The organism is Brevundimonas sp. ZS04, from assembly GCF_001956865.1.
GTDB lineage: Bacteria > Pseudomonadota > Alphaproteobacteria > Caulobacterales > Caulobacteraceae > Brevundimonas > Brevundimonas diminuta.
In genome coordinates this window covers 247179-271309 of sequence record NZ_MTHE01000001.1, presented here as the reverse complement: position 1 = coordinate 271309, position 24131 = coordinate 247179, and the positions used below count along the sequence as shown (strand labels likewise).

Here is a 24131-nt window from a genome sequence, read left to right as displayed (position 1 = left end):
CAGATCCCAGGTGACGGCGGCGGTGCGTCACGCTAGGCGATGCGCCTCTACAACGCTCAGGAGACAGCAATGAACAACAGCGACCTGGCCGACAAGATCGCGGCCGAGCACGGGACCTCGAAAGCCGACGCCCGCAAAATCGTCGACGCGGTTTTCGCCGCGATCGCCGATGCGGCCGCTGGCGGCAGCGAGATTGCACTGAACGGCTTCGGCAAGTTCAAGGTGAAGGATAGCCCTGCGCGCGAAGGCCGCAATCCGGCGACGGGCGAAACGATCAAGATCGCGGCGTCCAAGAAGCTGACGTTCAGCCCCGCGAAAGCGGTCAAGGATAAGCTGAACGGCTGATCTCAACGGAGCGCGCGCCATGTGCGCGCGCTCCGCCAATGATGATTGCGTGGGCTGAATAACCCGTTTGCGAGAGTTGATCCCGTGCGCTGCTTCATTGTTCGATCTTCCGGGGCCGCCTATCGTGCCGGACATACTGAGCCCTTCGGAGGGGGTGGATGCAGGTACTGACAGGTTTAGGAATGGCTGCCGCCCTTGTCGCTTCGGCGGACACGGGTTCGGCCGACAAGGCCGATCTCGCCGCTGTCCTCGCGCAATGGGATAGACACGAGCATCCCGACCTTAGAGGCGTCGTCGTGCTGCGCGACGGGCAGTCGGTCGCTGAACGCTATTACAATGGTGCGACGCCGGAGGAGCTTCACGATGTTCGCTCCGCCGGAAAAAGCGTGACGGCGCTGGTCCTCGGCATCGCAATCGATGACGGGGCGGTTCGCTCGGTGAACGACACGGTGTCACAATACTGGTCTGCCGCTGAGGGGAGCGCCATCGGGGCCGCGTCTTTGGCCGACGTGCTGACGATGCGGTCGGGCTTGGCTGCCTTCGACGAAGACCCTGCCTCGCCCGGAAATGAGGATCGGATGGATGCCGCGCCCGATCCATTAGCTTTTGTCCTAGCTGTTCCGCAGGCCGACCCTCCGGGTTCGCGATATCGCTATAATTCCGTGACCGCCTACACGGCCGGCGTCGTCGTCACCGAGGCGATGGGCGCCAAAATGAGCGCGTTCGCCGATCTCCACCTGTTTTCGCCGTTAGGCGTCGCGCGCTGGCGATGGGATGATGACGCGGCGGGCGTCACGAAAGGGCAGGGCAATCTCTGGCTCACGACGCGTGGTCTGGCGTCGATCGGCGAGATGGTGCGTAACGGCGGGCGGTCAGGAAATAGCCAGGTCGTAAGCGAGCGATGGATAGCCGAGATGTTGGCGCCAAAGGTGAACATCGCGGCGGACGATCCTTACGCCGATAGCTATGGTTATTTCTGGTACGGCAAAACCTATCGGATCGCCGACACTGACATTGCCGTTTCGTTCGCATCAGGGAACGGGGGCAACAAGATCTACGTCGTCCCGTCCTGTCGTCTCGTGACAGCGGTCACGTCCTCCGCCTATGGCCGAGGCTATGGCCAGAGGCGATCGGAGGCGATCCTGAAATCCGTCCTTGACGCAGAAGTCGCAGCAGGTGGCTGCCAGGGTTGAGTAATGCGGATGATGACAAGCGCCGTCATCGACTGCGTCCGTGCATTTGCGTGAGAATAACGGGGATAACGGCCTGAGCCGCCTCGTCTGATCTTCGCTGTCGACCCGTCGCGCGTCGCGACGGCCGACGGACGAGGCTCATGAATAATCGTGCCAAAGGCGCCCAAGCCAGCCGGCTTCCTGCCCCGGTGGAACGCGCATGAAGCCGCGCCACCACGTGTATCTCGACGACGAACTCACCGCCGAGCTCGATCGGCTCGCGCGTGGACCGGGGACGTCAAAATCCGCCATCGTCGCCGGCGCGCTGCGCGAGCATTTCCGCCGCCGCGGAATGCGCGAGATCGACGAGCTGCTGAAGCCGCGCCTCGACCGGATGGCGGCCGATCAGCGGCGTCTCGCCCGCGATATGAACGTGCTGCTGGAAAGCGTCTCGTTCTTCCTCAGCTTCCAGTTCAGCCTTACCGCGCAGATTCCCGAGCCGGATGCGGCCGCCCGCGCGATCGGGCGCGAACGATTCCAGAAATTCATCGATCAGGTCGGACGGCGGATCGCCGGGACTGAGACGAGCGACATGCTGACCGTCCAGGAGGACGCGGCGTGACCGGCGCCAACCCCGTCACCTTCGGTCGACGCCGCGCCATGCTGCGCACGGCGATGGGGCCGGCGATCGCCGAAGCACTGGCCGATCCCGTGGTCATCGAGATCATGGTCAATCCGGATGGTGCGTTGCGGCTGGATCGGCTGGGTGAAGGCCGCACCGACACCGGCGTGAGAATGACGCCGCAGGACGTTGAACGGATTGTCCGTCTCGTCGCCGATCATGTCCGGGCGGAGGTCCATCCGAACGCGCCCATCGTCTCGGCCGAACTTCCGACGTCGCCCGACGGGAGCGGCGGCGAACGGTTCGAAGGCCTTCTCCCTCCGATCGCCACGGCGCCCTGCTTCGCCATCCGCAAGCCCGCCGTGAAGGTCCATCGCCTCATCGACTATATCGCGGACGGGATGCTCGCGCCGGTTCAAGCCGACGTCCTTCGACGTGCGGTCGTGGATCGCAAGAACATCCTGATCGCCGGCGGCACCTCGTCCGGAAAGACGACATTCGCGAACGCGCTGCTCGCCGAAATGGCCGGGCTCGACGAACGGATCATCCTCATCGAGGACACCCGCGAGCTGCAATGCGCGGCGGTGGACACCGTCCCGCTGCGAACACGGCCCGGCGTGGTCGGCATGGCCGAACTCGTGCGCTCGACCCTTCGCCTTCGGCCCGACCGGATCGTGGTCGGGGAGGTGCGGGGCGCCGAGGCGCTCGACATGCTCAAGGCCTGGAATACCGGCCATCCGGGCGGGATCGCCACGCTGCACGCCAACTCGGCGCACGCCGCGCTTTACCGGCTCGAACAGCTCGTCGCCGAAGGCGTCGTCACCGTGCCGCGCCGCCTGATCGCCGAAGCGATCGATCTCGTCGTCTTCATCCGCGGTCGCGGGGTCGGGCGGCGGATCGAGACCGTCGCCGAGGTGTCGGGCCTCGACAGCGACGGCGCCTACGCCGTGACCGACCTCAATCCCCCTCAGCTCAAAGCCCTTCTCAGAGGAGAACTCCCATGACGCCTACCGTGAATCCGCGCCTGTCCGCCTCGGTCGTCCTGGCCGGGGTCCTGATCCCGGTCGTCGCTCTCGCGGCAGGCTCCGGCATGCCCTGGGAAGAACCGCTCCAGAAGGTGCTGGAGTCGGTTCAGGGGCCGGTCGCCAAGATCGTCGCGGTTCTGATCATCATCACGACCGGGCTCGCCCTGGCGTTCGGAGAAACCTCGGGCGGTTTCCGCAAGCTGATCCAGATCGTGTTCGGCCTGTCGATCGCCTTCGCTGCGTCGAGCTTCTTCCTGTCCTTCTTCTCCTTCGGCGGCGGAGCGCTCATCGCATGAACGTCGAGGGCTTCGAGGTTCCGCTGCATCGCGCGCTGACCGAACCGATCCTGCTCGGCGGCGCGCCGCGCGGCGTGGCGATCCTCAACGGGACGCTGGCCGCCGCGATCGGGCTCGGTCTCCAACAGTGGGTCGCCGGCCTCATCATCTGGCTCGTCGGACACAGCCTCGCGGTCTTCGCCGCCAAGCGGGACCCGGACTTCGCCGCCGTCGGCGTCCGCCACCTTCGGCAGAAGGGATGGTGGTCATGCTGAACCTGAAAGAATACCGTCGCACCGCCGACCTTCTCGCCGATCATCTGCCCTGGGCGGCCCTGGTCGCGCCCGGCGTGGTCCTCAACAAGGATGGGGCGTTCCAGCGCACCTTGCGCTTTCGAGGTCCCGATCTCGAATCCGCGACGGAGGCCGAACTGGTTTCGGTCTGTGCGCGGGCGAACAACGCCTTGCGCCGGCTTGGCTCGGGCTGGGCGCTGTTCTTCGATGCGGTGCGCGCCGAAGCGCTCGGTTATCCTGACAGCGCCTTTCCCGATGCGGCGTCCTGGCTGGTGGATGAGGAGCGGCGGGCGCATTTCGACGGACGGCGCGGGCAGCATTTCGAGAGCCGCTATCACCTTACGCTCTGCTACTTGCCGCCCGCCGATCAGGTCAATCGCGCGGAGCGCGCGCTTCTGGAGCGGGACACCCCGGACGTCGGTCGCGATTGGCGTCAGGAACTGCGGGCATTCGTCGCCGAAACCGATCGCGTCCTAGACCTTCTCTCCGGTTTCATGCCCGTGGTGCGCGGCCTGGACGATGCGGAGACGCTGTCATTTCTTCACGCGACGATCTCGACGCGGCGCCATCTGGTCGCCGCTCCGTCGACGCCGATGCATCTGGACGGTCTTATCGTCGACACCCCGCTGTCGGGCGGCATCGAGCCGATGCTGGGCGACGAGCATCTGCGGACCGTCACGATCCTGGGCTTTCCCAACGCGACCCGTCCCGGTCTGCTCGACGCGCTCAATCATCAGGACTTCGCCTATCGCTGGGCGACCCGCTTCATCTGTCTCGACAAGACGGAGGCGAACAAGACGCTGACCAAGATCCGGCGCCAATGGTTCAACAAGCGCAAGTCGATCGCGCAGTTGATGCGCGAGGTGATGACCAACGAGCCGGTCCCGCTGACCGACACCGACGCCGACAACAAGGTGGTCGATGCGGACCTCGCCTTGCAGGCGCTCGGCGGCGACCATGTCGCCTTCGGCTATCTGACCACGACGGTCACCGTGTCCGACGTCGATCGCGGTGCCGCCGAAGAAAAGGTCCGCGTCGTCGAGCGGATCGTCAACGGGCTCGGCTTCACCTGCATCCGCGAGTCCGTCAATGCCGTCGAAGCCTGGCTCGGAAGCCTCCCCGGCCATGTCTACGCCAACGTCCGTCAGCCGCTTGTCCACACGCTGAACCTCGCCCACCTCATGCCGTTATCGGCGGTCTGGTCCGGTCCCGTTCGAAACGTCCATCTCGACGGCCCGCCGCTTCTCTATGCGGAGACGAGCGGGGCGACGCCGTTCAGGCTGTCGCCCCATGTCGGCGACGTCGGCCACATGCTCATCGTCGGACCGACCGGCGCGGGCAAGTCGGTGCTGTTGGCGCTGCTCGCCCTACAGTTTCGCCGCTACGCCGGATCGCAGATCTATATCTTCGACAAGGGGCTGTCGGCGCGGGCGGCGACGCTGGCGATGGGCGGCGACCATATCGCGCTCGGGGAGGGGGACGCGCTGGCGTTCCAGCCGCTCCGCGACATCGACGACGACGCCGAACGCGCGTGGGCCGCCGACTGGATCGCCGAACTTCTCAGCCATGAGAAGCTGATCATGACGCCGGAGCTGAAGGAGATGCTCTGGTCGGCGTTGACGAGCCTTTCCAGCGCGCCGTCCGAGGAGCGCACCCTGACCGGGTTGTCCGTCCTGCTGCAATCCCAGGCGCTGAAATCCGCGCTCGCGCCGTGGACGCTGGAAGGTCCGTTCGGACGACTGCTCGACGCCGCCGAAAACCGGCTGACGCTCACCGACGTGCTGTGTTTCGAGACCGAAACCCTGATGGACACGCCCAGCCTTGTCCTGCCCGTGCTGAGTTATCTCTTCCATCGCCTGGAAGCCCGGTTCGACGGTCGTCCGACCCTGCTCATCCTCGACGAAGCCTGGGTCTATCTCGATAATCCGACTTTCGCCCAACGCATCCGCGAATGGCTGAAGACGCTCCGAAAGAAGAACGTCAGCGTCGTCTTCGCCACGCAGTCGCTGGCGGACATCGCCGACAGCAGCATTGCGCCGGCCATCATCGAAAGCTGCCCGCAACGCATCTTCCTTGCGAACGACCGGGCCGTCGAGCCGCAGTCCCGCGCCGCCTATGAACGTTTCGGCCTGAACGAGCGTCAGGTGGAACTCATCGCCCGGGCGACGCCCAAGCGGCACTACTATCTCCAGTCGCGCGGCGGAAACCGGCTGTTCGAACTTGCACTCGGCCCGGTCGCGCTCGCGCTTTGCGGCGCGTCCGACCCCGCGACGCAAGCCTTGATCGACGACCTCCTGAAAGCACCGGGGCCCGACGCTTTCGGCGCGGCCTTCCTGCGCGAGCGCGGCCTTGCCTGGGCCGCCGACCTCCTCAGCGATTTTCCCGGCGCGGCTGAAGCCGCGCCATTCAACTAGCAGAAGGAGCCGACCTCATGAATTCCCGCATCCTCATCGCCGCCGTTCTGGCCTCGACCGTCGCCGCCGGCGGCGCGCTCGCGCCCGTTTCGCCGGCCCACGCCCAACTCAAGGTCTTCGACGTCACCAACTACAGCCAGAACGTCCTGACGGCCGCGCGCACCCTCCAGCAGATCAACAACCAGATCACGGCGCTCCAGAACCAAGCGACCATGTTGCAGAACCAGGCGCGCCAGCTTCAGCGTCTGGACTTCTCCTCGCTGGACCAGCTCACGCGCTCCATCGAGCGCATCGACGGCCTGATGGCTCGCGCCGAAGGCATCGCCTTCGACGTCGCCGCCACTGATGCGGCGCTGCGCGAACAGTTTCCGCAGACATTCGATCGAAGCCTCAGCACCGACCAGATCGTCCAGCGCGCGCGCGCCCGGCTCCAGTCGTCCTTGCAGGGCTATCGTCAGGCGATGCGCGTTCAGGCCCAGGTCGTCGAGAACGTCCGGGCCGACGGCGCCTTGCTCACCGATCTCGTCGCGCAAAGCCAGGTCGCCACCGGCGGCTTGCAGGCGCAGCAGGCCGGCAATCAACTGATGGCGCTCGTCGCCCGTCAGCAGCTTCAGCTTCAGTCGATGATGGCGGCGCAGTATCGCGCCGACGCCATCGAACAGGCGCGCCAGCGACAGGTCATGGAAGCGGCCCACGAGCGGACCCGGCGGTTCATCGGAACCCGCCCCGCCTATACGCCGCAATAGGCCGCGCACGATGGACCCGGCCCCGGACCTCAACATCATCGACCGCTTCCTGGCGGCCTTCTCGCAATACATCGACAGCGGGTTCGGCCTGCTCGGCGGCGACGTCGCCTTTCTCACCACTATCCTGATCGGGCTCGACATCACGCTGGCCGGTCTGTGGTGGGCGATGGACGCGGACAAGGATGTCCTGGGCCGGTTCCTGAAGAAGATTCTCTATGTCGGAATCTTCGCCTTCATTCTCGGCAACTTCCAACAGCTCGGCGAGATCGTCTTCCGCAGTTTCGCCGGCCTCGGCCTCACCGCGGGCGGGGGCACGATCGGCCCCGACGACCTGCTGAAGCCGGGCAAGCTCGCTTCCGTAGGCTTCGACGCCGCCAAGCCGATGCTGACGGCTATCAAGGACATGCTCGGCTTCCCCGCCTTCTTCGGCAACGCCCTGTCAATCCTCGTGCTGTTCGTCGCCTGGCTGGTGGTGGTGCTGGCCTTCTTCATCCTCGCGATCCAGCTCTTCCTCACGATCATCGAGTTCAAGCTGACGACGCTGGCGGGTTTCGTGCTCGTGCCGTTCGCCCTGTTCAACAAGACGAGTTTTCTCGCCGAGCGGGTGCTCGGCAACGTCGTCTCGTCGGGCCTCAAGGTCATGGTGCTGGCCGTCATCGTCGGCATCGGCGGCGGCTTCTTTGAAATGTTTCTCTCCGCCGGGATGGGCGAGCCGGACGTGGCTTCGGCGATGACGCTTGTTCTCGCCGCTCTTTCGCTGCTCGGTCTCGCCATCTTCGGACCGGGCGTCGCCTCCGGCCTCGTGTCCGGCGCGCCGCAACTCGGGGCGGGTGCCGCGGTCGGCACGGTCGCGGGCGCGGCTCTTCTCGGAGCCGGCGGCGCCGCGCTCGGCGCACGGGCGCTCGGCGCTGCGGCGTCCGGCGGCATGGCGAGCCTGCGCGCGGGAACGGCGATGGGCTCGGCGGCTCGCGCCTCTTACCAACTCGGTCAGAACGCCGCCGGAAAGTCCACCATCGGAGCCGGCGCGTCAGGCGTCGCTCGCGCCGCGGCGGGAGCGATGAAGAAGGGAGCCCGGAACGCCGGATCGCGCCTTTCGCAGCCGTTTCGCGAGAGCGCTCAGAAGGGACAGGACGCGGCGTGGAACGCGATGAACAGCACGCGGCCCGCTGGCTCCGCCCCCGCTGCAGCCGTCCCAGGCGGGAGCGCCGGCGCTCATGCCGACGCTTCCAGCGCTCCGGCCTGGGCGCAGCGCATGCGCAGCGAACAGGCGTCCCGTCACCGAAGGCACATGATCGCGCAGGCCGTGAAGGACGGCGACCGTCCGGGCGCGCCCGCCAATCCCGACATCAGCCAGAAGGACGACTAGCATGAAATTCAAGCGCCCCATCCAACGCTATGGCCGGACCCCTCAGCCGGAAACGCCCTACCAACGGGCCGGTCAGATGTGGGACGACCGGATCGGCTCCGCTCGCGTTCAGGCCCGCAACTGGAGGCTGATGGCCTTCGGCTGCATGATGATCAGCGGCGGTCTCGCGGCCGGCAATGTCTGGCAGTCGACCCAGAGCCGCGTGGCGCCCTATGTGGTCGAGGTCGATCGGCTGGGCGAGGCGCGATCGGTCGCGCCCGCTATCCAGAACTATCGTCCGACCGACGGCCAGATCATCTGGCACCTCGCGCGCTTCGTCGCCAACGTCCGTTCCGTCTCGACCGACCCCGTGCTGGTCAAACAGAACTGGTTAGAGGCGTACGACTTCGCCACGGACCGTGGAGCGCGGTTTCTCAATGAATACGCCCGCACCAACGACCCGTTCGCCATGATCGGCGAGCGCAGCGTGTCGGTGCAGGTCACTAGCGTCGTGCGCGCATCGGATTCGTCGTTCCAGGTGAAATGGGTCGAGCAGACCTATGAGCGGGGCAGCCTCGCCAGGACCGAGCGCTGGACGGCGATCCTGACGACGGTCTTTCGCACCCCGAAGACGGCCGACGCGCTTCGCAAGAACCCTCTTGGTCTGTTCGTCAACGCGATCGACTGGTCCCGCGAACTCGACACGACCGCGCCGACGCAGCCGCCGGTCGGAGCGGCGCCGCCTCTCGTTCCAGCCATCACCGCCATCGAAGGAGATACGCCGTGATCCGTTTACCGCTTGCCGGGGTCTCCGCCCTGGCGCTCGCCGCGTGCGCAGGGAAGACCCCGCCGCCCGCCATCGCCTACGACCCCGTCGACTTCCAGCCCGCCGTCGTCGCGGCGGAACCGCCGACCCCGGTCGAGATCGTAGAAACCCCGGTTCCGTTGCCGCTGCCGGGCCAACTCCAGCCTGCGCCTTCCGCGCGCCGCGAGACCGGCTCGCCCACGGCCAGCGTCGAGGCCGCAAACCGCGCCGCGACGCAGGAGCCGTCACGCTCGGGCTACGTCAACGCCGTGCAGGTCTACCCCTGGACCGATGGGGCGCTCTACCGGCTCTACGCCGCGCCGGAACGAGTCAGCGACATTGCGCTTCAGCAGGGCGAGGAACTGATCGCGGTCTCGGCCGGCGATACAGTGCGTTGGGTCATAGGCGATACGGTGAGCGGAGCCGGCGACCATCGGCGGGTGCATGTCCTGGTCAAGCCGTTCGCGGCAGGGCTGCACACCAACATGGTCATCACCACGACGCGTCGCGCCTATCACCTCGCGCTCGAAAGCACCGATGCGACCGCGATGGCGGCGATCTCCTGGACCTATCCGCAGGACCGGTTGCTGGCGCTGCAAAGGGGAAATGACGCAGCGGCGGCGGCGCAGACCGTCGCGCTCGCCGTCGCCGTCGAGAACCTGCGCTTCCGCTATGCGATTACCGGGGATGCGCCGCCGTGGCGGCCGCTCCGCGCCTGGGACGACGGGGCGAAGGTCTATATCGAGTTTCCGGCCCGGCTCGATCAGGGGGAGGCGCCGCCGTTGTTCGTCGTCGGCCCGCTCGGCGACGCCCAACTCGTGAACTACCGGGTCAGCGGACACCATTACATCGTCGACCGGCTGTTCGCCGCGGCGGAACTGCGCATGGGCGAAGCGCCGCAGCGGGTCGTGCGGATCACCCGGACCGATGGCGATCAGCGGCGGGGCCGGAGGGCGTCGCAATGATCGACGAGCCCGACACGCCCCGCGAGACCCCGCCGCGCGAGGGTGCTCCCAAGTCGTCCCCCGACGCCTTTACCCTGCGCGCCGCGCCGCGCCGCATCGTCCGGTTCAAGCGCAGCGTCGTCATCGGCGGCGCCGCGGCCGGGGCGGCGGCGATCGCCGGCGTCGCCTGGCTCGCGCTGGGGCCAGCGACGCTCCGGGTCGCAGAGCCTGCCGACGAGCCGGTCGTGACGGATCGCCACGCAACCGCCGACGCCGTCGCGGATCTCCCCGGCGACTACGGCTCCGTACCGCAACTGGGGCCTCCGCTTCCGGGCGACCTCGGACGGGCGATCCTGGATGAAGAGCGCGGAGGAGACGGCGCTTCCCTCGATGCAGGAGCGCCGCCGCCGTCAGCGGAGGAACAGGCGCTTGAGGCGGAACGCCAGCGTCAGGCGACGCAGGCGGGTCAGGCGCGCGAGTCCGGCGTGATGGTGCGGCTCCCGCGTCAGGCACCCGCCACGGCCGAAGTCGCCCAGACGGGGACGGCCACGGCGGTCGCGCCCGCCGGGGCAGGGGAGGGACAGCCTGGCATCGATCCCCAACGCGATCCGAACGGCCAGCAGCGCAAGATCGATTTCGTGGCGCAAGGGCCGTCCTCGACGATCAACCCACATCGCATTCAGGAGCCGGCTTCGCCGTATCAGGTCATGGCCGGCAGCGTCATCGCGGCCAGCCTGATGACGGGTCTGCGCTCCGATCTTCCTGGCTTCGTCACCGCCCAGGTCTCGGAGAACGTCTACGACTCCGCGACGGGGCGCATCCTGCTTATCCCGCAAGGCGCGCGGCTGGTAGGCAGCTATGACAGCGTCGTGGCCTTTGGTCAGAGCCGGGCGCTCCTGGTCTGGCAGCGCATCATCCTGCCTGACGGCGCTTCGATCCAACTCGACAACCTCCCTGCGACGGATGCTGCGGGCTACGCCGGGCTCGCCGACAAGGTGGATTTCCACACATGGCGGCTCCTCAAGGGCGTCGCGCTTTCCACCCTGCTCGGGGTCGGAACGGAGCTGACCGTCGACGGCGAGAGCGACCTCGTCCGGGCCGTCCGCGAGTCGACGCAGCAGTCCAGCAGCCAGGCCGGACAACAGATCGTCACCCGGAATCTCGACGTCCAACCCACCATCACCATTCGCCCCGGATTTCCGCTGCGCGTGATCGTCCACAAGGATCTCGTGCTGCGTCCGTGGGACCGCTGAGAGGAGAGACCCCATGCTGAAGCTGGGCAAACTGCCTGATCGGACGCCGATCAAGCTCACCGTCACCGTCACGCCGGACCTTCATCGGTCGCTGTCCGACTACGCCGCCGTCTATCGCGAGGCCTATGACGATAAAGCCGAGATCGCGGACCTTGTCCCGGCGATGCTCGAGGCCTTCCTCGCCGGCGACAGGGAGTTCGCCAAGGCGCTGAAGGCGAAGGGAGGCTGAGATGGGCGTCATAGGAAAGTTCAAGCCGACCAAGCAGGGCGGCTGGGAAGGCCGCATCGAAACCCTTCTCATCGACCGGAAAATCCGGTTCGTTCCAAACGACGACCGCCGAAACGACAACTCGCCGGACTATGTCGTCATGCTCGGCTGGTCGCGCGTCGGCGAGGCCTGGAAGGCGACGTCGCGGGGAGAGAATCCGCGAGACTATCTCCGCGTTCGGTTGAACGACCCCTGGTCGGAGCCGAAGCGTGCGACCCTGTTTCCAGCGCCGGACGGCGCCACCGCCGAGCTTGCCTGGAGCCGCCAGCATCGGATGCGGGATTGGGGCGATGAACCCTGACCGCCGATCTGTGTCGTCCGTTCCGGAGAAAGACGTTCGTCCGTCGCGGCGCGGCGGCCACTTTTCCGCGGATCTCGCGCGTGACGCGCAAGCGCACTTCCAGAAGCAGTCGATAGGGGAAGTTTCTGAAGTCGAGGCGCGGGCGATGCTCGCCGATCTGACGGACTTCTTTCGTATCCTCATCGAATGGGATTCGAAGCGTAGAGCAAAGCCTGGACGGTCTATTCCAAATTCACGCAAGAAGGAGTGATGAGGCGGATCTTGCCTTGGTGTCGCGTTGGAATAAAATTCCATATGTAATTGAAATATATAGCAACATTCGCAATTTTGCGAGTTATTTGCTTGATTGGTTCTCCCGGCTCGCTAGGATTCTGCGTCCGGCGTTGTCGATGCTCTTTTCTGGATTGAGCCGTTGCCGCGCCGTTATCGCCTTTGCTCGGCGACCTTAGCGGGAGACAGATATGGCCAGTCGGAAAGTCGCGCGTTCTGCACCAGTTATCGAGATAAGACGGGCTGTTATGTATGCTCGTGTTTCATCGAAGGAGCAGGATCGGGAAGGATTTTCCATCCCGGCTCAAACCAAGCTGATGAAAGACTACGCCGATGCCAACGATATTCAGGTGGCGCGGGAATTTGTCGACGTTGAAACCGCCAAGAAGAGCGGGCGCACCAGCTTCAACGAAATGCTGCAATACGTCCGCCGGCACCCTACAGTTCGGACGCTTCTGGTCGAAAAGACCGACAGACTCTATCGCAATCTCAAGGACTGGGTGACGGTCGACGACCTCGACATCGAAATTCATTTCGTAAAAGAGGGCGTCGTCCTCTCGCAGGACTCCCGCTCTTCCGAAAAGTTCATGCACGGCATCAAGGTGCTGATGGCGAAAAACTATATCGACAATCTGTCGGAAGAAACCCGAAAGGGCATGTTGGAGAAGGCCGAACAGGGCCTGTGGCCGACAGTCGCACCGATCGGCTACCTGAACGTCGAAGGTCCCAACGGTAAGAAGATCATCACCATCGATCCGGCGCTCGGTCCGCTCGTTCAGCGCCTATATGAGTGGTATTCTACAGGCCAGTACTCGCTAAAGGAGGTCTCCAAGAAGGCTCGGCAGGCTGGCTTGACCTACCGGAAGAGTGGCGCTCCCATAGGCGTAAGCACGGTCCATACGATCCTGCGGAACCGAATTTATACCGGCGCCTTCGAATGGCTGGACAAGGTCTATCAGGGCTCCCACGCGCCGTTGGTTTCCGAGGACCTTTGGGGCGCGGTCCAGGATGTCCTGGATGGGCGCAAGGCGGCCAACATTCGCGCCAGCGTAAACGACTTTCCGTTCACCGGCATGATGACGTGCGGTCATTGTGGTTGCGCGATGGTCGGTGAGATCAAAAAGCAGCGATACATTTATTACCACTGCACGGGCTTCAAAGGAAAATGCGGCGAGCCGTATGTCCGCGAGGAGGTCCTGGAGCAGCGATTCGCCGGCCTGTTGCGGCAATTGCGATTCGATGATGCTGCTTTTGAACTGATCCAACGCGCCTTGCGCGAAAGTCTTCAGGATGAAACCCGGGAGCGTAGGGCGGCAATCGAGCGGCTCCGCGGCGAGGCCGATCGGCTGCAGGCCCGCATCGAGCGGATGTACGAAGACAAACTCGACGGGGTGGTCTCCGACGACTTCTATCGCCGGATGCAAATCGTGTGGCGCGAGGAGCGGGATCGTTGCCTGAAGGACATTGAGCGGCACCATAGCGCTGATGACGAGTATATCGATAACGGGATTGCGCTGATCCGTCTCGGACGGGAAGCGCACGATCTCTTCGAGCAGGCCTCCGCTTCAGAGAAGCGAAGGGTCCTGAATCTCGTACTTTCGAACTGCTCGTGGGCTCATGGAGAGCTTACAGCAAAATTCCGCCAACCATTTGATTTGTTGTCGGAAACTATCGCCCAGTCTACCTTCTCAAAGAAGGAGAAAACGGGCGATTTGCCCGAAAATGAGAAATGGCTCCGCGGGTAGGATTCGAACCTACGACCAGCCGATTAACAGTCGGCTGCTCTACCACTGAGCTACCGCGGAACATCCCCTCGGGGGAGGCCGGCGTATAGCAGCGCCTTTTCGATTCACGCAACTGGTAAAAGACAGAAATCGCCAAATTTTTTCGCAAAGCCCTGCGCTACAAGGCTTCGCATGACTCCGATCCATGTGAACGACCCTGATGATCCGCGCATCGCCGCCTTTCGCGATGTGAAGGAGCGCGATCTGACCGGGCGGCACGGTCTGTTCATCGCTGAGGGCGAGGTGGTGTTGCGCGTGCTGGCGTCCGAGGCGTCGCGCTGCACGCCCGTATCCATTCTGATCGCCGAGAAGCGCCTGGAGAAGCTGCGGGAGGTGCTGGAGCGTCTGCCGGGCGACGTGCCGGTTCATGTGGCGTCGCAGGCGGTCCTGAACGCCGTGGCGGGGTTTGATCTGCATCGAGGCGTCCTCGCCCTGGGACGCAAGCCTGAGCCCGTCGAACCGGACGTTCTGCTGGACAACCTGCCGGAGCGGGCCGTGGCGGTCGTGGCGTGTGGAATCGGCAATCACGACAACATGGGCGGGCTGTTCCGCAACGCCGCCGCCTTTGGGGCCGGAGCGGTGCTGCTGGATCGGACCTGCTGCGATCCTTTCTATCGCAAGGCGATCCGGGTCTCGGTCGGCGCCGTGCTGCGGACGCCGATGGCGACGGGGCTGGATGCCGAAGCCATGATCGACCTGTTGCAGAGCAAGGGGTTCGAGGTGCTGGCTCTGGCGCCCTCTGCGGAACAGACGCTGGCGGAACTGAAGCCGGGCAGGCGCACGGCCCTTCTGTTGGGCAGCGAAGGGCCGGGGCTGCCGCGGGACATCATCGCGCGCTGTCGTCCGGTGGGCATCCGGATGGCGGGGGGATTCGATTCGCTGAACGTGGCTGCGACCAGCGCTGTCGCCCTGCATCATCTGACGACTGCGGGAGCGGATTAGGTCCGAAAACAAGAAAGCCGCCCCGAAGGGCGGCTTTCTCGATGTTCATCGCGATGGAGGCCTGACCGGGAATCGAACCCGGGTGCAAGGATTTGCAGTCCTCTGCGTCACCACTCCGCCATCAGGCCGTGACCCCGTATCGGTGGGGCCCCGCCATCGCGAGGGCCGTCAGCTATCAGATCGGATTGTCCGCTGCAACGCACGGACCTATAAGCGCGTCACATTTCTTCGCCTGAGCCGACCTGAAGGACTTCGGATTATGGATTTCGCTGCCGCCCGCAAGGTGATGCTGGACTCGCAGGTCCGCGTGAACGACGTCACCGACCGCCAACTGCACGCCGCCATCGGCGCTGTGGAGCGCGAGCGATTCTGCGCCGCCGACCGCGCTTTCTCGGCCTATGCCGACGTTGAGCCGGAAATCGCGGGCGACCGTCGTCTGATGTTGCCGCGCGATGTGGCCAAGCTGTTGCAGGGCCTGGACGCCCGCGCCGGTGAAAAGGCCCTGGCGATCGCCGCGCCGTACGCCGCCGCCGTTCTGGCGCACATGGGCCTGTCGGTGACGGCTCAGGAATCCGATGCGGCCGTGTTCGACGTGGTCGGCGCCGCCCTGGCCGAGGCTGGTGTCGAGACCGTGGTTGCGCCCCTTAGCCAGCCGCAGGGCGAGGGCTATGACCTGATCGTCAGCGAGGGCGCCGTGATCGAGCGTCCCGAATCCTGGATCGCGGCCCTGCGTCCCGGCGGTCGTCTGGCTGTGGTGGAGCGCGACGGCGCCAGCGGCGCGGCTGTGCTCTATGTGCGCGGTCGTGAAGGCGTTTCGCGGCGCGAGCTGTTCGACGCTGCGCCTGAGTTGCTGGCGGAAATGGTCCCGGCGCCCGCGTTTGCGCTCTAAGGCCATTTGTGGCGACGGAAGGGGCGTCGCGCTGCGTGAAAAAAACTTAACTGGCGTCGGGCGGGCCTAGCCTCCAACTACGCGGATACAAGGCACTACAGGCGCGCCGGATGGGGGCGTCAGGCAGGGACAGGTTCATGTTGAAACGCTCGCGCGCGCTCGCTTCGGTCGCACTGGTCGCATTGACGATGGGGGCGACGCCGGTCTTCGCCGAGTCGTTGCAGGAGGCCATCGGTCTGGCCTATCGCACCAACCCGACCCTGCTGGCGCAGCGGGCGAATCAACGGGCTCTGGATGAGAGCATCGTCCAGGCGCGCGCCGGCCTGCGGCCGACCATCAACGCTTCGGCGGGTGTCGATTACAGCCGCACCCGCACCGATCGTGTGACGACGACGATCCCTGGTCAGACCTTCCCGATCGACACCAACGGCGACGGCGTGCCTGACGCCACCGGCACGCTGCCGGGCAACAGCAGCACCAGCGGCGGGACGATCGAAAGCGACGGCGCCAGCGCCAGCGTCAGTCTGACGCAGAACATCTGGACGGCCGGACGCGTGTCGCACGGCATTTCTGCGGCCGAAGCCAATGTCCTGGCCGGCCGTGAGAATCTGCGTCAGGTCGAGCAGCAGGTCATGGTGACGGTCATTCAGGCCTATGCCGATGTCACCCGCGATCTGGAGATTTTGCGCATCCGCCAGGAGAACCTGAAGGTGTTGCGTCGCCAACTGGATGAATCGAACGCTCGATTCGAGGTCGGCGAAATCACCCGCACTGACATCGCGCAGTCCGAAGCTCGTCTGGCGCAGTCGGAATCCGATCTGGCCAGCGCTCAGGCGCAACTGTCGGTGTCGCGCGCGGCCTACGCCGCCGTCGTAGGACAGGCGCCGTCCAACCTGCAGACGCTGCCGACGCTGCCGGGCCTGCCGACCGATTTCGACGCAGCAATGGATGTCGGCCTGGCCGAAAACCCCGGCGTGCTCGCCGCCGTTCACGCCCAGCGCGCGGCCGAGGCCAATGTGGCGGCGGCGCGGGCGGAGTATCTGCCTTCGGCGCGCCTGAACGCCTCCTATGGCGGGACGGCCAATGATCTGTCGGGCTTGGACCTGGGCGATCGCACCAGCTTTACGGCCGGCGCAACCGTCTCCGTGCCCTTGTTCACCGGGGGGCTGAACCGTTCGCGCGTCGCCCAGGCCCTGGAGCGCGCCAACGCCGCCCAGATCAACGTCGAGGGTGAACGTCGTACGGTTCTGCAATCGGTCAGTTCGGCCTATGCCCAGAGCGCTTCGGCGCGTTCCAGCGTTCAGGCCGGCGAACAGGCGGTGCGCGCCGCTTCGGTCGCCGCCGAGGGCGTGCGCCAGGAGGCTCAGGTCGGCCTGCGCACCACCTTGGACGTGCTGAACCAGGAGCTAGAACTGCGCAGCGCGGAAGTCGCCCTGACCAGCGCCCGTCGCAATGAGTATGTCGCCCAGGCCCAGCTTCTGGCGGCCATGGGCCGTCTGGGCGGTCCCAACCTGGATCCGACGATCGAAGCCTATGATCCGTCCGACAACTATCGTGCGGTACGCAATCGCGGCGCCCTGCCTTGGGATGGCGTGATCGAGGCCATCGACCGCGTCGCCGCCCCGGCGACGACGCCCGCCGTCGATGTGGAAGATGCGCCCGTTGATCGGCAGTTGAAGGGCGAAGTCGTTCGCACTGCTCCCCAGGGCTGAAGGCTGATCGACAGAACGTCCGTTGATTCCGACGGGCGTTGATGCGACGACAGGATTCAAGGGGGAGGCGAGTCTGACGGCTCGGTCCCCATCGTCGCCTGCCTAGTCCGCATCGGTTGGCGAGTGTCCCCGTTCGAGCGCCCAGGTTGAGGTTCCGACATGACCGAACAAGCCGCCCAGGAACCGACGATGGAAGAGATTCTGGCGTCGATCCGCCGGATCATCTCTGAAGACGACGCTCCGGCCGAAACCGCCCCTGTGGCGGAAGCGGCTCCCGAGCCCGCGCCGGAGCCAGAACCCGTCGTCGCCGCGCCCGAGCCCGCGCCGATCGAAGACGAGGTGCTGGAACTGACCGAGCCCTATGAGGCGCCGGCAACCGAAGCCATCGGCGATCTGGACGTGGCGGACGCTGCGCCGTTCCCGACCGAACCCGCGCCGGCGGCGACGCAACCCGCGGCCGTCGCGGCGGAGGCCGAAACCCTGGTCGGCGAAACCGCCGCAGCCAGCGCGGCCTCGGCCTTCGCCGGTCTGGCCGCCAGCTTCCAGAAGCCGGAACCTGCGCCGGTCGCTTCAGCCGCCGACATGAACTTCATGAGCGGCAATACGGTCGAGGCCATGGTCCGCGAGATGTTGCGCCCCATGCTGAAGGATTGGCTGGACGCGAACCTGCCCGCCATCGTCGAGGCTCAGGTCCGCAAGGAAGTCGAACGCATCGCCCGCAACGCAGGCTGATCGCTTCGAAACCTCGCTGAGTTTTACGACGCCCCTCAGTCCGCTGAGGGGCGTTCGTTTTTCCAGTCGAACAGGGCCTCCAGCAGACGCACGGCCTGCCCGCGCTCGCTGGCCAGATCAGGGTCGCGGCCCAGCAGCAGACGCGCATCGTCCGCCGCCGCCAGCAGCAGCGACCGATGCCGGATCGGATCGGCGAAGCGATAGGCTGGGAACCCGCTCTGTTTCAGGCCCAACGGGTCGCCGCCGCCGCGCAGGCGGAAGTCTTCCTCGGCGATGACGAAGCCGTCCTCGGTGCGGCGCAGGGTCTCCAGCCGCTCCTTCGCCGTCTCGCCCAGGGCGCCGTCTTCGCCGCCGTACAGCAGGATGCAGGCACTGGCCTTGGCCCCGCGCCCCACGCGCCCGCGAAGCTGATGAAGCTGCGCCAGACCGAAGCGATCGGCGTGTTCGATCACCATGATCGAGGCGTTGGGCACGTCGACGCCGACCTCGACCACGGTCGTTGCGACCAGGACAGGCAGGCGGCCGTCCGCGAACTCGGCCATCACCGCTTCGCGCTCGGCGCCCGGCATCTGGCCGTGAGCCAGACCGACCTCGGTCCCCAGAAGTTTACGCAGGTCTTCCGCCCGATCCTCGGCGGCGGCCAGGTCGATGGCTTCGGATTCCGCCACCAGAGGACAGATCCAATAGGCCTGGGCGCCTGCCTGAACCGCCGCCTTCAGACGCTTCGCCACCTCGCCGATGCGCGCCAGCGGCAGGACGGCCGTGGTGACGGGCGTGCGGCCCGGCGGTTTCTCCATCAGGCGGCTGACTTCCAGCTCGCCATATTGGGTCAACTCCAGCGTGCGAGGGATCGGCGTGGCTGACATGGTCAGCAGGTGGACGCCGCCCAGAGCCGGATCGCCCTTGGCCTGCAACCGCTGGCGCTCGCGCACGCCGAAACGGTGCTGTTCGTCGATGACGGCCAGCGTCAGCCGGTGAAACTGCACCGCGTCCTGGAACAGGGCGTGGGTGCCGATGGCGACCTGAGCCTCGCCGGACGAGAGGGCCGCCAGCTTGCCGCGCCGTTCGGCAGTCGTATCGCGTCCGGTCAGAAGCAGGCTGCGGACGCCGGCCTGGTTCAGCAAAGGCGACAGCTTGTCGTAATGCTGGCGCGCCAGGATTTCGGTCGGCGCCATCAGGGCGGCCTGGAACCCATTGGACGCCGCATCGGCGAGGGCCAGGGCCGCGACGGCGGTCTTGCCCGACCCGACATCACCCTGCAGCAGCCGCCCCATCTGCTCGCCGGAAGTGAGGTCGGCGCGGATTTCCGCGACGGCCTGCTCCTGCGCGCCGGTCAGAGTGAAGGGTAGGGCGGCCAGCAACCGGGCGGACACCTCGCCCGGCGTGATGCGGGCGGCGGGCGTGATCTGACGCGCGCGGCGACGACGGGCCAGGGCCAACTGATGCGCGAACAGTTCGTCATAGGCCAGACGCTGACGCACCGGCGTGTCGGGCATCAGGTCGGCCTCGTTCGTCGGGGCGTGCAGGGCCTCCAGCGCCGCGCGCCAGCCGACCCAGCGCCGCGCCGCCAGCCAGTTCGGCTCCTGCCATTCCGGCAGTTCGGGGGCGAGCGCCAGCGCGCCCTGCGCCAGCTTGCGGATCTGGCGCGAGGTCAGCCCCTGCGTCGCCGGATAGACGGGTTCGGACAGCGGAATCTCATCCGCTTTCTCGACCGGCATGATGTAGTCGGGGTGGGCGATCTGGACTTCGCTGTTGAAGCGCTCGACCTTGCCGGTCACCAGCCGCCGCGCCCCGCGCGGGGCGAGGCTCTCGATATGGCGAGGCGATCCGGCGAACCAGATCAGGTGGATGAAGCCGGTGTCGTCGATGGCGCGCACCTTGATCGGCGCGCCGTGCTTGTGCGGCGGAATCAGGCGGTCGATCGTCACCTCGAAGACGCCGATCTCGCCGTCGACGGCCTCCATCGCCGTGGTGCGGCGGCGCTGGATCACGCCGCTGGGCGACAGAAACAGCACGTCGCGCACGAGCGGACCCGCCACCTTCTGCACCAGAGGCGCGCTGCGCGGCCCCACGCCTTTCAGCGTGGAGACGTCGGCGAACAGGGGAAAGAGAATCTCGGGCCTCATCATTGGACAGCATAGCTGGCGAAGCGGCGTCTGGAACGCTATCTGATCGGCCTCTTACCGAAGTGAACGGACAGGCAAGGAAACCGCGTGGCCGATATCGACGCACGTCCCGAGGACGCCCTGAACTCTGACGACCGCAAGACGCGCCTGGGCCGCATCGCCTTCCGCGCTTGGCGCCGGGGCTTCCGCGAGGCGGACATGGTGCTGGGGCCCTTCGCCGATCAGGTCGCGCCGACGCTGGACAACGACGAATTGACCGAGTTCGAGCGCCTGCTGGATGAAGAAGACCATTATCTCTACGCCTGGATCATCGAGCGCGAACCGACCCCGCCCCAGTTCGAAGGCCCGATGATGGCCCGCATCCGCGCCTTCATGCGCGCCCATGTCGCCGCCGAAGTGGCCAAGGGCATCGGTTGATGGACGCGGCGCTAGCGCGGACTGACGCAGAACTGGGTGGCGCGCCGGAAGGGCTGGACGCCCTGATCGTCGCCGAGCGGATCAAGGCCCAGGGCGGGACCGCCCTGTTCGTCGCGCGCGATTATCAGCGCACAGGCAATTTCATCCAGGCGTTCCGCTTTTTTGCCAAGGATATTGAAGTTCTTGAATATCCTTCGTGGGATTGCCTGCCTTACGACCGGCTGAGCCCGACGGCCTCGGTCGCCGCCCAGCGCATGGCGACTCTGACCCGATTGGCGACGCGCGATCCAGCGGACCGAACGCCGCTGCTGGTGGTCGCCACGGTCGCGGCCGCCGCTCAGCGCACGCCGCCGCGCAGCGCCGTGACCGGCGCGGGTTTCGCGGCCAAGGTCGGCGCAGATCTCGATACCGGCGCCCTCGAGCGCTATGTTGCGGCCAACGGCTATGTACGCGCTTCCACCGTGTCGGAGCGCGGCGAATACGCCATTCGCGGCGGTGTGATCGATGTCTTCCCGCCGGGATTCGAGGAGCCGGTGCGCCTCGACATGTTCGGGTCTGAGCTGGAATCGATCCGCGCTTTCGACCCCGAGACCCAGCGTTCGACGCGCCAGTTGAAGGCCGTCTCTCTATCGCCCGTGTCCGAAGTGCTGATGGATGCAGATTCGATCTCGCGCTTCCGCAGCGGGTATCTGAACCTGTTCGGCGCGCCGGGCGATGAGCCGATGTACGCTGCCGTCAGCGAGGGCGCGCGCCGTCAGGGCGTCGAGCACTGGCTGCCGCTGTTCTACGACCGGCTGGATACGCTGTTCGACTATCTGCCGGATGCGGCGCCGGTCTTCCTCGACAGCCAGACGGACCAGGCGCGCGCAGAACGCTGGAATCTGACCGTCGACGCCTATGAGGCGCGCAAGGAGGCGGCGCGCGGCAAGGGCGGGGCGGCCTATCGCGCCCTGCCGACCGCGCGGCTCTATCTGGATGAGGGCGACTGGAACAGCGCCCTGGCCGGTCGCGCCGTGCGCCGCCTGTCGCCCCTGGTTGCCGGTTCCGGCGAAGACGCAGGCGGTCGACTAGGCCGCAGCTTCGCCGCCGAGCGGTCGCAGGATAGCGTCAACCTGTTCGCCGCCGTCGCTCAGCACGCCGAGGCGCTGAAGGGGCAGGGCAAGCGCGTCCTGTTCGCTTCATGGTCCGAAGGCTCGGCCGAACGCCTAACCGCCATGCTGGGCGATCACGGCCTGACGCACGTCGTGGCGGTGCGCGACTGGGATGATGTGCAGGGCGCGCCGGACGGCATCTATCTGCGCGCGGTGCTGCCGGTCGAGCATGGCTTCGTCACTGACGATCTGGCCGTCATCTCCGAGACCGACATTCTGGGCGACCGCCTAGCACGGCCTAAGCGCAAGCGGCGGGCGTCCAACTTCCTGGCCGAGGCTTCGGCCCTGACGGCGGGCGATCTGGTGGTTCACCTGGATCACGGCATCGGCCGCTATGAGGGCCTGCGGACGCTGGAGATCCAGGAGGCGCCGCACGACTGCCTCGAACTCCTCTATGCGGGTGAGAGCAAGCTCTACCTGCCGGTTGAAAACATTGACCTTCTGACCCGCTACGGCACGGACGCCGAAGGGGTTCAGCTGGACCGTCTGGGCGGCGCGGGCTGGCAGGCGCGCAAGGCCAAGGCCAAAGAGCGCCTGCGCGCCATGGCTGAGGGGCTTATCGCCCTGGCCGCCAAGCGGGCGCTGCGCGTGTCCGACGCCATCACGCCGCCCGCCGGCCTGTTCGACGAGTTCTGCGCCCGCTTCCCGTATGAGGAGACGGACGACCAGTTGAACGCCATCGGCGACGTGCTGGAAGATCTGGGCAAGGGCACGCCGATGGATCGTCTGATCTGCGGCGACGTCGGCTTTGGCAAGACGGAGGTCGCCCTGCGCGCCGCCTTCGTTGTGGCGATGACTGGCCAACAGGTCGCCATTGTCTGCCCGACGACCCTGCTGGCGCGTCAGCACTTCAAGACCTTCTCAGAGCGCTTCGCCGGCTGGCCGATCAAGGTGCGCCACCTGTCGCGCATGGTCACGGCCAAGGACGCCAACGAGACGCGCGCGGGGCTGAAGGACGGCAGTTTCGAGATCGTCGTCGGCACCCACGCGGTTCTGGCCGATCAGGTCGGCTTCAAGGATCTGGGCCTCGTCATCGTCGACGAGGAGCAGCACTTCGGCGTCAAGCACAAGGAGAAGCTGAAGTCCCTGCGGGCCGATGTTCACCTGCTGACCCTGACGGCCACGCCGATCCCGCGCACGCTGCAGATGGCGCTGTCCGGCATCCGCGAGATGTCGATCATCGCTACGCCGCCGGTCGATCGTCTGGCGGTGCGGACCTATGTCACGCCGTGGGATCCGGTGCTGGTGCGCGAGGCCCTGCTGCGCGAGAAATATCGCGGCGGTCAGGCCTATTACGTCGCGCCGCGCCTGAAGGATCTACCCGACATCGAGCGGTTCCTGCGTGAACAGGTGCCTGAGGTGAAGTTCGTCGTCGGCCACGGCCAGATGAGCCCGACCCAGCTGGAAGCGGTCATGAGCGCCTTCTATGATGGCGAATATGACGTGCTGGTCTCGACCACCATCGTCGAGAGCGGCATCGACATTCCGACAGCCAATACGCTTGTCGTGCATCGCGCGGACATGTTCGGTCTGGCCCAACTTCACCAGATCAGGGGCCGGATCGGCCGGTCCAAGGCGCGGGCCTTCGCCTATCTGACGACCGACCCGACCAAGCCGCTGAGTCTGTCGGCGGAACGCCGTCTGCAGGTGTTGCAGTCGCTGGACAATCTGGGGGCGGGCTTCCAGTTGGCGAGCCACGATCTGGACCAGCGCGGCGGCGGCAACCTGCTGGGCGACGAACAGTCGGGCCACATCCGCGAGGTCGGCGTCGAACTGTATCAGCAGATGCTGGAAGACGCCGTCGCCGAACTGCGTGAACAGGGCGAAGCGGCGCCGGATCGCGGCTGGTCGCCTTCGATCAATGTCGGCGCGGCCGTATTGATTCCAGAGGATTACGTCCCTGACCTGAACGTCCGCTTGAGCCTGTATCGCCGCCTGTCGGACGCCGAGAAGATGGAGGACCGGGAGGCCATGGCCGCCGAGCTGATCGACCGGTTCGGCCCGCTGCCGGACGAGGCGCAGCAGCTTCTGCGGATCGTGGGGATCAAGGCCAACTGCCGCACGGCCATGATCGAGAAGATCGACATCGGGCCCAAGGGCGCAGTGCTGACTCTGCGCAACAACACCTTCCCCAACCCGATGGGGCTGGTGGGTCTGATCCAGAAGAACCACGCCTTCTGGAAGATCCGTCCGGATCAGAAGATCGTGGTGAAGGGCGATTGGCCCACGCCGGAGGATCGACTGAAGGTCGCCGAGCGCATCACCGCCGATCTGGCGCGGGTGGCGGGGGCGGCATAGCC

At 66.2% G+C, this 24131-nt stretch carries 23 protein-coding genes and 2 tRNA genes; 22 read left to right on the top strand and 3 right to left on the bottom strand.

Annotation, left to right across the window (positions count from 1 at the left end; translation table 11 throughout):
• The first annotated feature begins 69 nt into the window (after positions 1-69).
• From BJP32_RS01300 to BJP32_RS01230, 16 genes are all read left to right on the top strand, one after another.
• Entirely contained in the window at positions 70-345 is a 276-nt protein-coding gene (locus tag BJP32_RS01300) for an HU family DNA-binding protein (protein ID WP_003165149.1), read from the top strand.
• A 158-nt stretch (positions 346-503) separates the two neighbouring features.
• A complete protein-coding gene (locus tag BJP32_RS01295; protein WP_232623933.1) occupies positions 504-1538 on the top strand; it encodes a serine hydrolase in 1035 nt (344 codons plus the stop codon).
• Positions 1539-1737: 199 nt separating this feature from the next.
• Positions 1738-2139: a CopG family transcriptional regulator gene (locus BJP32_RS01290; RefSeq protein ID WP_076222610.1), complete on the top strand. Its 402-nt coding sequence runs from the start codon at positions 1738-1740 to the stop codon at positions 2137-2139.
• A gap of 38 nt (positions 2140-2177) precedes the next feature.
• Entirely contained in the window at positions 2178-3143 is a 966-nt protein-coding gene (trbB, locus tag BJP32_RS01285) for a P-type conjugative transfer ATPase TrbB (RefSeq protein WP_003165146.1), read from the top strand.
• Positions 3140-3460 (top strand): TrbC/VirB2 family protein, encoded by a 321-nt coding sequence (locus tag BJP32_RS01280; RefSeq protein ID WP_003168646.1) that lies wholly within the window; start codon positions 3140-3142, stop codon positions 3458-3460. Before trbB ends, BJP32_RS01280 begins: the two co-directional genes overlap by 4 nt.
• On the top strand, positions 3457-3714 hold the full coding sequence (locus tag BJP32_RS01275; protein WP_003165144.1) for a VirB3 family type IV secretion system protein: 258 nt from the start codon (positions 3457-3459) through the stop codon (positions 3712-3714). Before BJP32_RS01280 ends, BJP32_RS01275 begins: the two co-directional genes overlap by 4 nt.
• Complete coding sequence (gene trbE / locus BJP32_RS01270) at positions 3708-6146, top strand: conjugal transfer protein TrbE (RefSeq protein ID WP_003165143.1); 2439 nt, start codon at positions 3708-3710, stop codon at positions 6144-6146. Before BJP32_RS01275 ends, trbE begins: the two co-directional genes overlap by 7 nt.
• Before the next feature lie 17 nt (positions 6147-6163).
• Positions 6164-6892 carry a P-type conjugative transfer protein TrbJ gene (gene trbJ, locus BJP32_RS01265; protein WP_003165142.1) on the top strand — a complete coding sequence of 243 codons (729 nt, stop codon included), beginning with the start codon at positions 6164-6166 and terminating at the stop codon, positions 6890-6892.
• Positions 6893-6902: 10 nt separating this feature from the next.
• Positions 6903-8258, top strand: coding sequence for a P-type conjugative transfer protein TrbL (gene trbL / locus BJP32_RS01260; RefSeq protein WP_076222609.1), 1356 nt, complete (start codon positions 6903-6905; stop codon positions 8256-8258).
• A 1-nt stretch (position 8259) separates the two neighbouring features.
• Entirely contained in the window at positions 8260-9024 is a 765-nt protein-coding gene (gene trbF / locus BJP32_RS01255; RefSeq protein WP_003163488.1) for a conjugal transfer protein TrbF, read from the top strand.
• A complete protein-coding gene (gene trbG, locus BJP32_RS01250) occupies positions 9021-10007 on the top strand; it encodes a P-type conjugative transfer protein TrbG (protein WP_003163487.1) in 987 nt (328 codons plus the stop codon). The genes trbF and trbG overlap by 4 nt, the downstream gene beginning before the upstream one ends.
• Positions 10004-11239, top strand: a complete 1236-nt coding sequence (locus BJP32_RS01245; RefSeq protein WP_003169328.1) for a TrbI/VirB10 family protein — start codon at positions 10004-10006, stop codon at positions 11237-11239. Before trbG ends, BJP32_RS01245 begins: the two co-directional genes overlap by 4 nt.
• 13 nt (positions 11240-11252) lie before the next feature.
• On the top strand, positions 11253-11468 hold the full coding sequence (locus BJP32_RS01240) for a DUF2274 domain-containing protein (protein WP_003165139.1): 216 nt from the start codon (positions 11253-11255) through the stop codon (positions 11466-11468).
• A gap of 1 nt (position 11469) precedes the next feature.
• Positions 11470-11808 carry a DUF736 domain-containing protein gene (locus BJP32_RS01235; protein ID WP_003165138.1) on the top strand — a complete coding sequence of 113 codons (339 nt, stop codon included), beginning with the start codon at positions 11470-11472 and terminating at the stop codon, positions 11806-11808.
• A complete protein-coding gene (locus tag BJP32_RS17000) occupies positions 11798-12058 on the top strand; it encodes a hypothetical protein (protein WP_128116160.1) in 261 nt (86 codons plus the stop codon). The genes BJP32_RS01235 and BJP32_RS17000 overlap by 11 nt, the downstream gene beginning before the upstream one ends.
• Before the next feature lie 211 nt (positions 12059-12269).
• A complete protein-coding gene (locus BJP32_RS01230; protein WP_223850731.1) occupies positions 12270-13823 on the top strand; it encodes a recombinase family protein in 1554 nt (517 codons plus the stop codon).
• Here the strand turns inward: BJP32_RS01230 and BJP32_RS01225 are convergent.
• Positions 13809-13883 (bottom strand) — tRNA-Asn (locus BJP32_RS01225). The genes BJP32_RS01230 and BJP32_RS01225 overlap by 15 nt on opposite strands.
• A 111-nt stretch (positions 13884-13994) precedes the next feature.
• Here BJP32_RS01225 and BJP32_RS01220 point away from each other — a divergent pair.
• Positions 13995-14804, top strand: a complete 810-nt coding sequence (locus tag BJP32_RS01220) for an RNA methyltransferase (protein WP_076222607.1) — start codon at positions 13995-13997, stop codon at positions 14802-14804.
• A 54-nt stretch (positions 14805-14858) separates the two neighbouring features.
• Here BJP32_RS01220 and BJP32_RS01215 read toward each other — a convergent pair.
• Positions 14859-14932: transfer RNA gene (locus BJP32_RS01215), tRNA-Cys, on the bottom strand.
• A 131-nt stretch (positions 14933-15063) separates the two neighbouring features.
• Here BJP32_RS01215 and BJP32_RS01210 point away from each other — a divergent pair.
• The 3 genes from BJP32_RS01210 (at position 15064) to BJP32_RS01200 (ending at position 18137) form a co-directional block, all read left to right on the top strand.
• Entirely contained in the window at positions 15064-15693 is a 630-nt protein-coding gene (locus BJP32_RS01210) for a protein-L-isoaspartate O-methyltransferase (protein WP_003165134.1), read from the top strand.
• Positions 15694-15830: 137 nt separating this feature from the next.
• Positions 15831-17405 carry a TolC family outer membrane protein gene (locus tag BJP32_RS01205; protein ID WP_076222605.1) on the top strand — a complete coding sequence of 525 codons (1575 nt, stop codon included), beginning with the start codon at positions 15831-15833 and terminating at the stop codon, positions 17403-17405.
• A gap of 159 nt (positions 17406-17564) precedes the next feature.
• Entirely contained in the window at positions 17565-18137 is a 573-nt protein-coding gene (locus BJP32_RS01200; RefSeq protein WP_076222603.1) for a DUF2497 domain-containing protein, read from the top strand.
• A 35-nt stretch (positions 18138-18172) separates the two neighbouring features.
• Here the strand turns inward: BJP32_RS01200 and recG are convergent, their stop codons facing one another.
• Positions 18173-20263, bottom strand: coding sequence for an ATP-dependent DNA helicase RecG (gene recG / locus BJP32_RS01195; protein ID WP_076222793.1), 2091 nt, complete (start codon positions 20261-20263; stop codon positions 18173-18175).
• A gap of 87 nt (positions 20264-20350) precedes the next feature.
• Here recG and BJP32_RS01190 point away from each other — a divergent pair, with 87 nt between their 5' ends.
• Positions 20351-20680, top strand: a complete 330-nt coding sequence (locus BJP32_RS01190; RefSeq protein WP_046652944.1) for a succinate dehydrogenase assembly factor 2 — start codon at positions 20351-20353, stop codon at positions 20678-20680.
• The gene (mfd, locus tag BJP32_RS01185; protein WP_076222601.1) at positions 20680-24129 is read left to right on the top strand and encodes a transcription-repair coupling factor; all 3450 of its coding nucleotides are present in this window, start codon (positions 20680-20682) and stop codon (positions 24127-24129) included. Before BJP32_RS01190 ends, mfd begins: the two co-directional genes overlap by 1 nt.
• The last annotated feature ends 2 nt before the right edge of the window (positions 24130-24131 follow it).

Coding starts and splice junctions, on each gene's coding strand:
- trbF (WP_003163488.1), top strand. CDS start 8,260: ATGAAATTCAAGCGCCCCATCCAACGCTATGGCCGGACCCCTCAGCCG.
- BJP32_RS01220 (WP_076222607.1), top strand. CDS start 13,995: ATGACTCCGATCCATGTGAACGACCCTGATGATCCGCGCATCGCCGCC.
- BJP32_RS01200 (WP_076222603.1), top strand. CDS start 17,565: ATGACCGAACAAGCCGCCCAGGAACCGACGATGGAAGAGATTCTGGCG.
- trbL (WP_076222609.1), top strand. CDS start 6,903: ATGGACCCGGCCCCGGACCTCAACATCATCGACCGCTTCCTGGCGGCC.
- BJP32_RS01205 (WP_076222605.1), top strand. CDS start 15,831: ATGTTGAAACGCTCGCGCGCGCTCGCTTCGGTCGCACTGGTCGCATTG.
- trbE (WP_003165143.1), top strand. CDS start 3,708: ATGCTGAACCTGAAAGAATACCGTCGCACCGCCGACCTTCTCGCCGAT.
- BJP32_RS01300 (WP_003165149.1), top strand. CDS start 70: ATGAACAACAGCGACCTGGCCGACAAGATCGCGGCCGAGCACGGGACC.
- mfd (WP_076222601.1), top strand. CDS start 20,680: ATGGACGCGGCGCTAGCGCGGACTGACGCAGAACTGGGTGGCGCGCCG.
- BJP32_RS01235 (WP_003165138.1), top strand. CDS start 11,470: ATGGGCGTCATAGGAAAGTTCAAGCCGACCAAGCAGGGCGGCTGGGAA.
- BJP32_RS01295 (WP_232623933.1), top strand. CDS start 504: ATGCAGGTACTGACAGGTTTAGGAATGGCTGCCGCCCTTGTCGCTTCG.
- trbB (WP_003165146.1), top strand. CDS start 2,178: ATGCTGCGCACGGCGATGGGGCCGGCGATCGCCGAAGCACTGGCCGAT.
- BJP32_RS01245 (WP_003169328.1), top strand. CDS start 10,004: ATGATCGACGAGCCCGACACGCCCCGCGAGACCCCGCCGCGCGAGGGT.
- BJP32_RS01230 (WP_223850731.1), top strand. CDS start 12,270: ATGGCCAGTCGGAAAGTCGCGCGTTCTGCACCAGTTATCGAGATAAGA.
- recG (WP_076222793.1), bottom strand. CDS start 20,263: ATGAGGCCCGAGATTCTCTTTCCCCTGTTCGCCGACGTCTCCACGCTG.
- BJP32_RS01290 (WP_076222610.1), top strand. CDS start 1,738: ATGAAGCCGCGCCACCACGTGTATCTCGACGACGAACTCACCGCCGAG.
- trbJ (WP_003165142.1), top strand. CDS start 6,164: ATGAATTCCCGCATCCTCATCGCCGCCGTTCTGGCCTCGACCGTCGCC.
- BJP32_RS17000 (WP_128116160.1), top strand. CDS start 11,798: ATGAACCCTGACCGCCGATCTGTGTCGTCCGTTCCGGAGAAAGACGTT.
- BJP32_RS01210 (WP_003165134.1), top strand. CDS start 15,064: ATGGATTTCGCTGCCGCCCGCAAGGTGATGCTGGACTCGCAGGTCCGC.
- BJP32_RS01240 (WP_003165139.1), top strand. CDS start 11,253: ATGCTGAAGCTGGGCAAACTGCCTGATCGGACGCCGATCAAGCTCACC.
- BJP32_RS01275 (WP_003165144.1), top strand. CDS start 3,457: ATGAACGTCGAGGGCTTCGAGGTTCCGCTGCATCGCGCGCTGACCGAA.
- BJP32_RS01280 (WP_003168646.1), top strand. CDS start 3,140: ATGACGCCTACCGTGAATCCGCGCCTGTCCGCCTCGGTCGTCCTGGCC.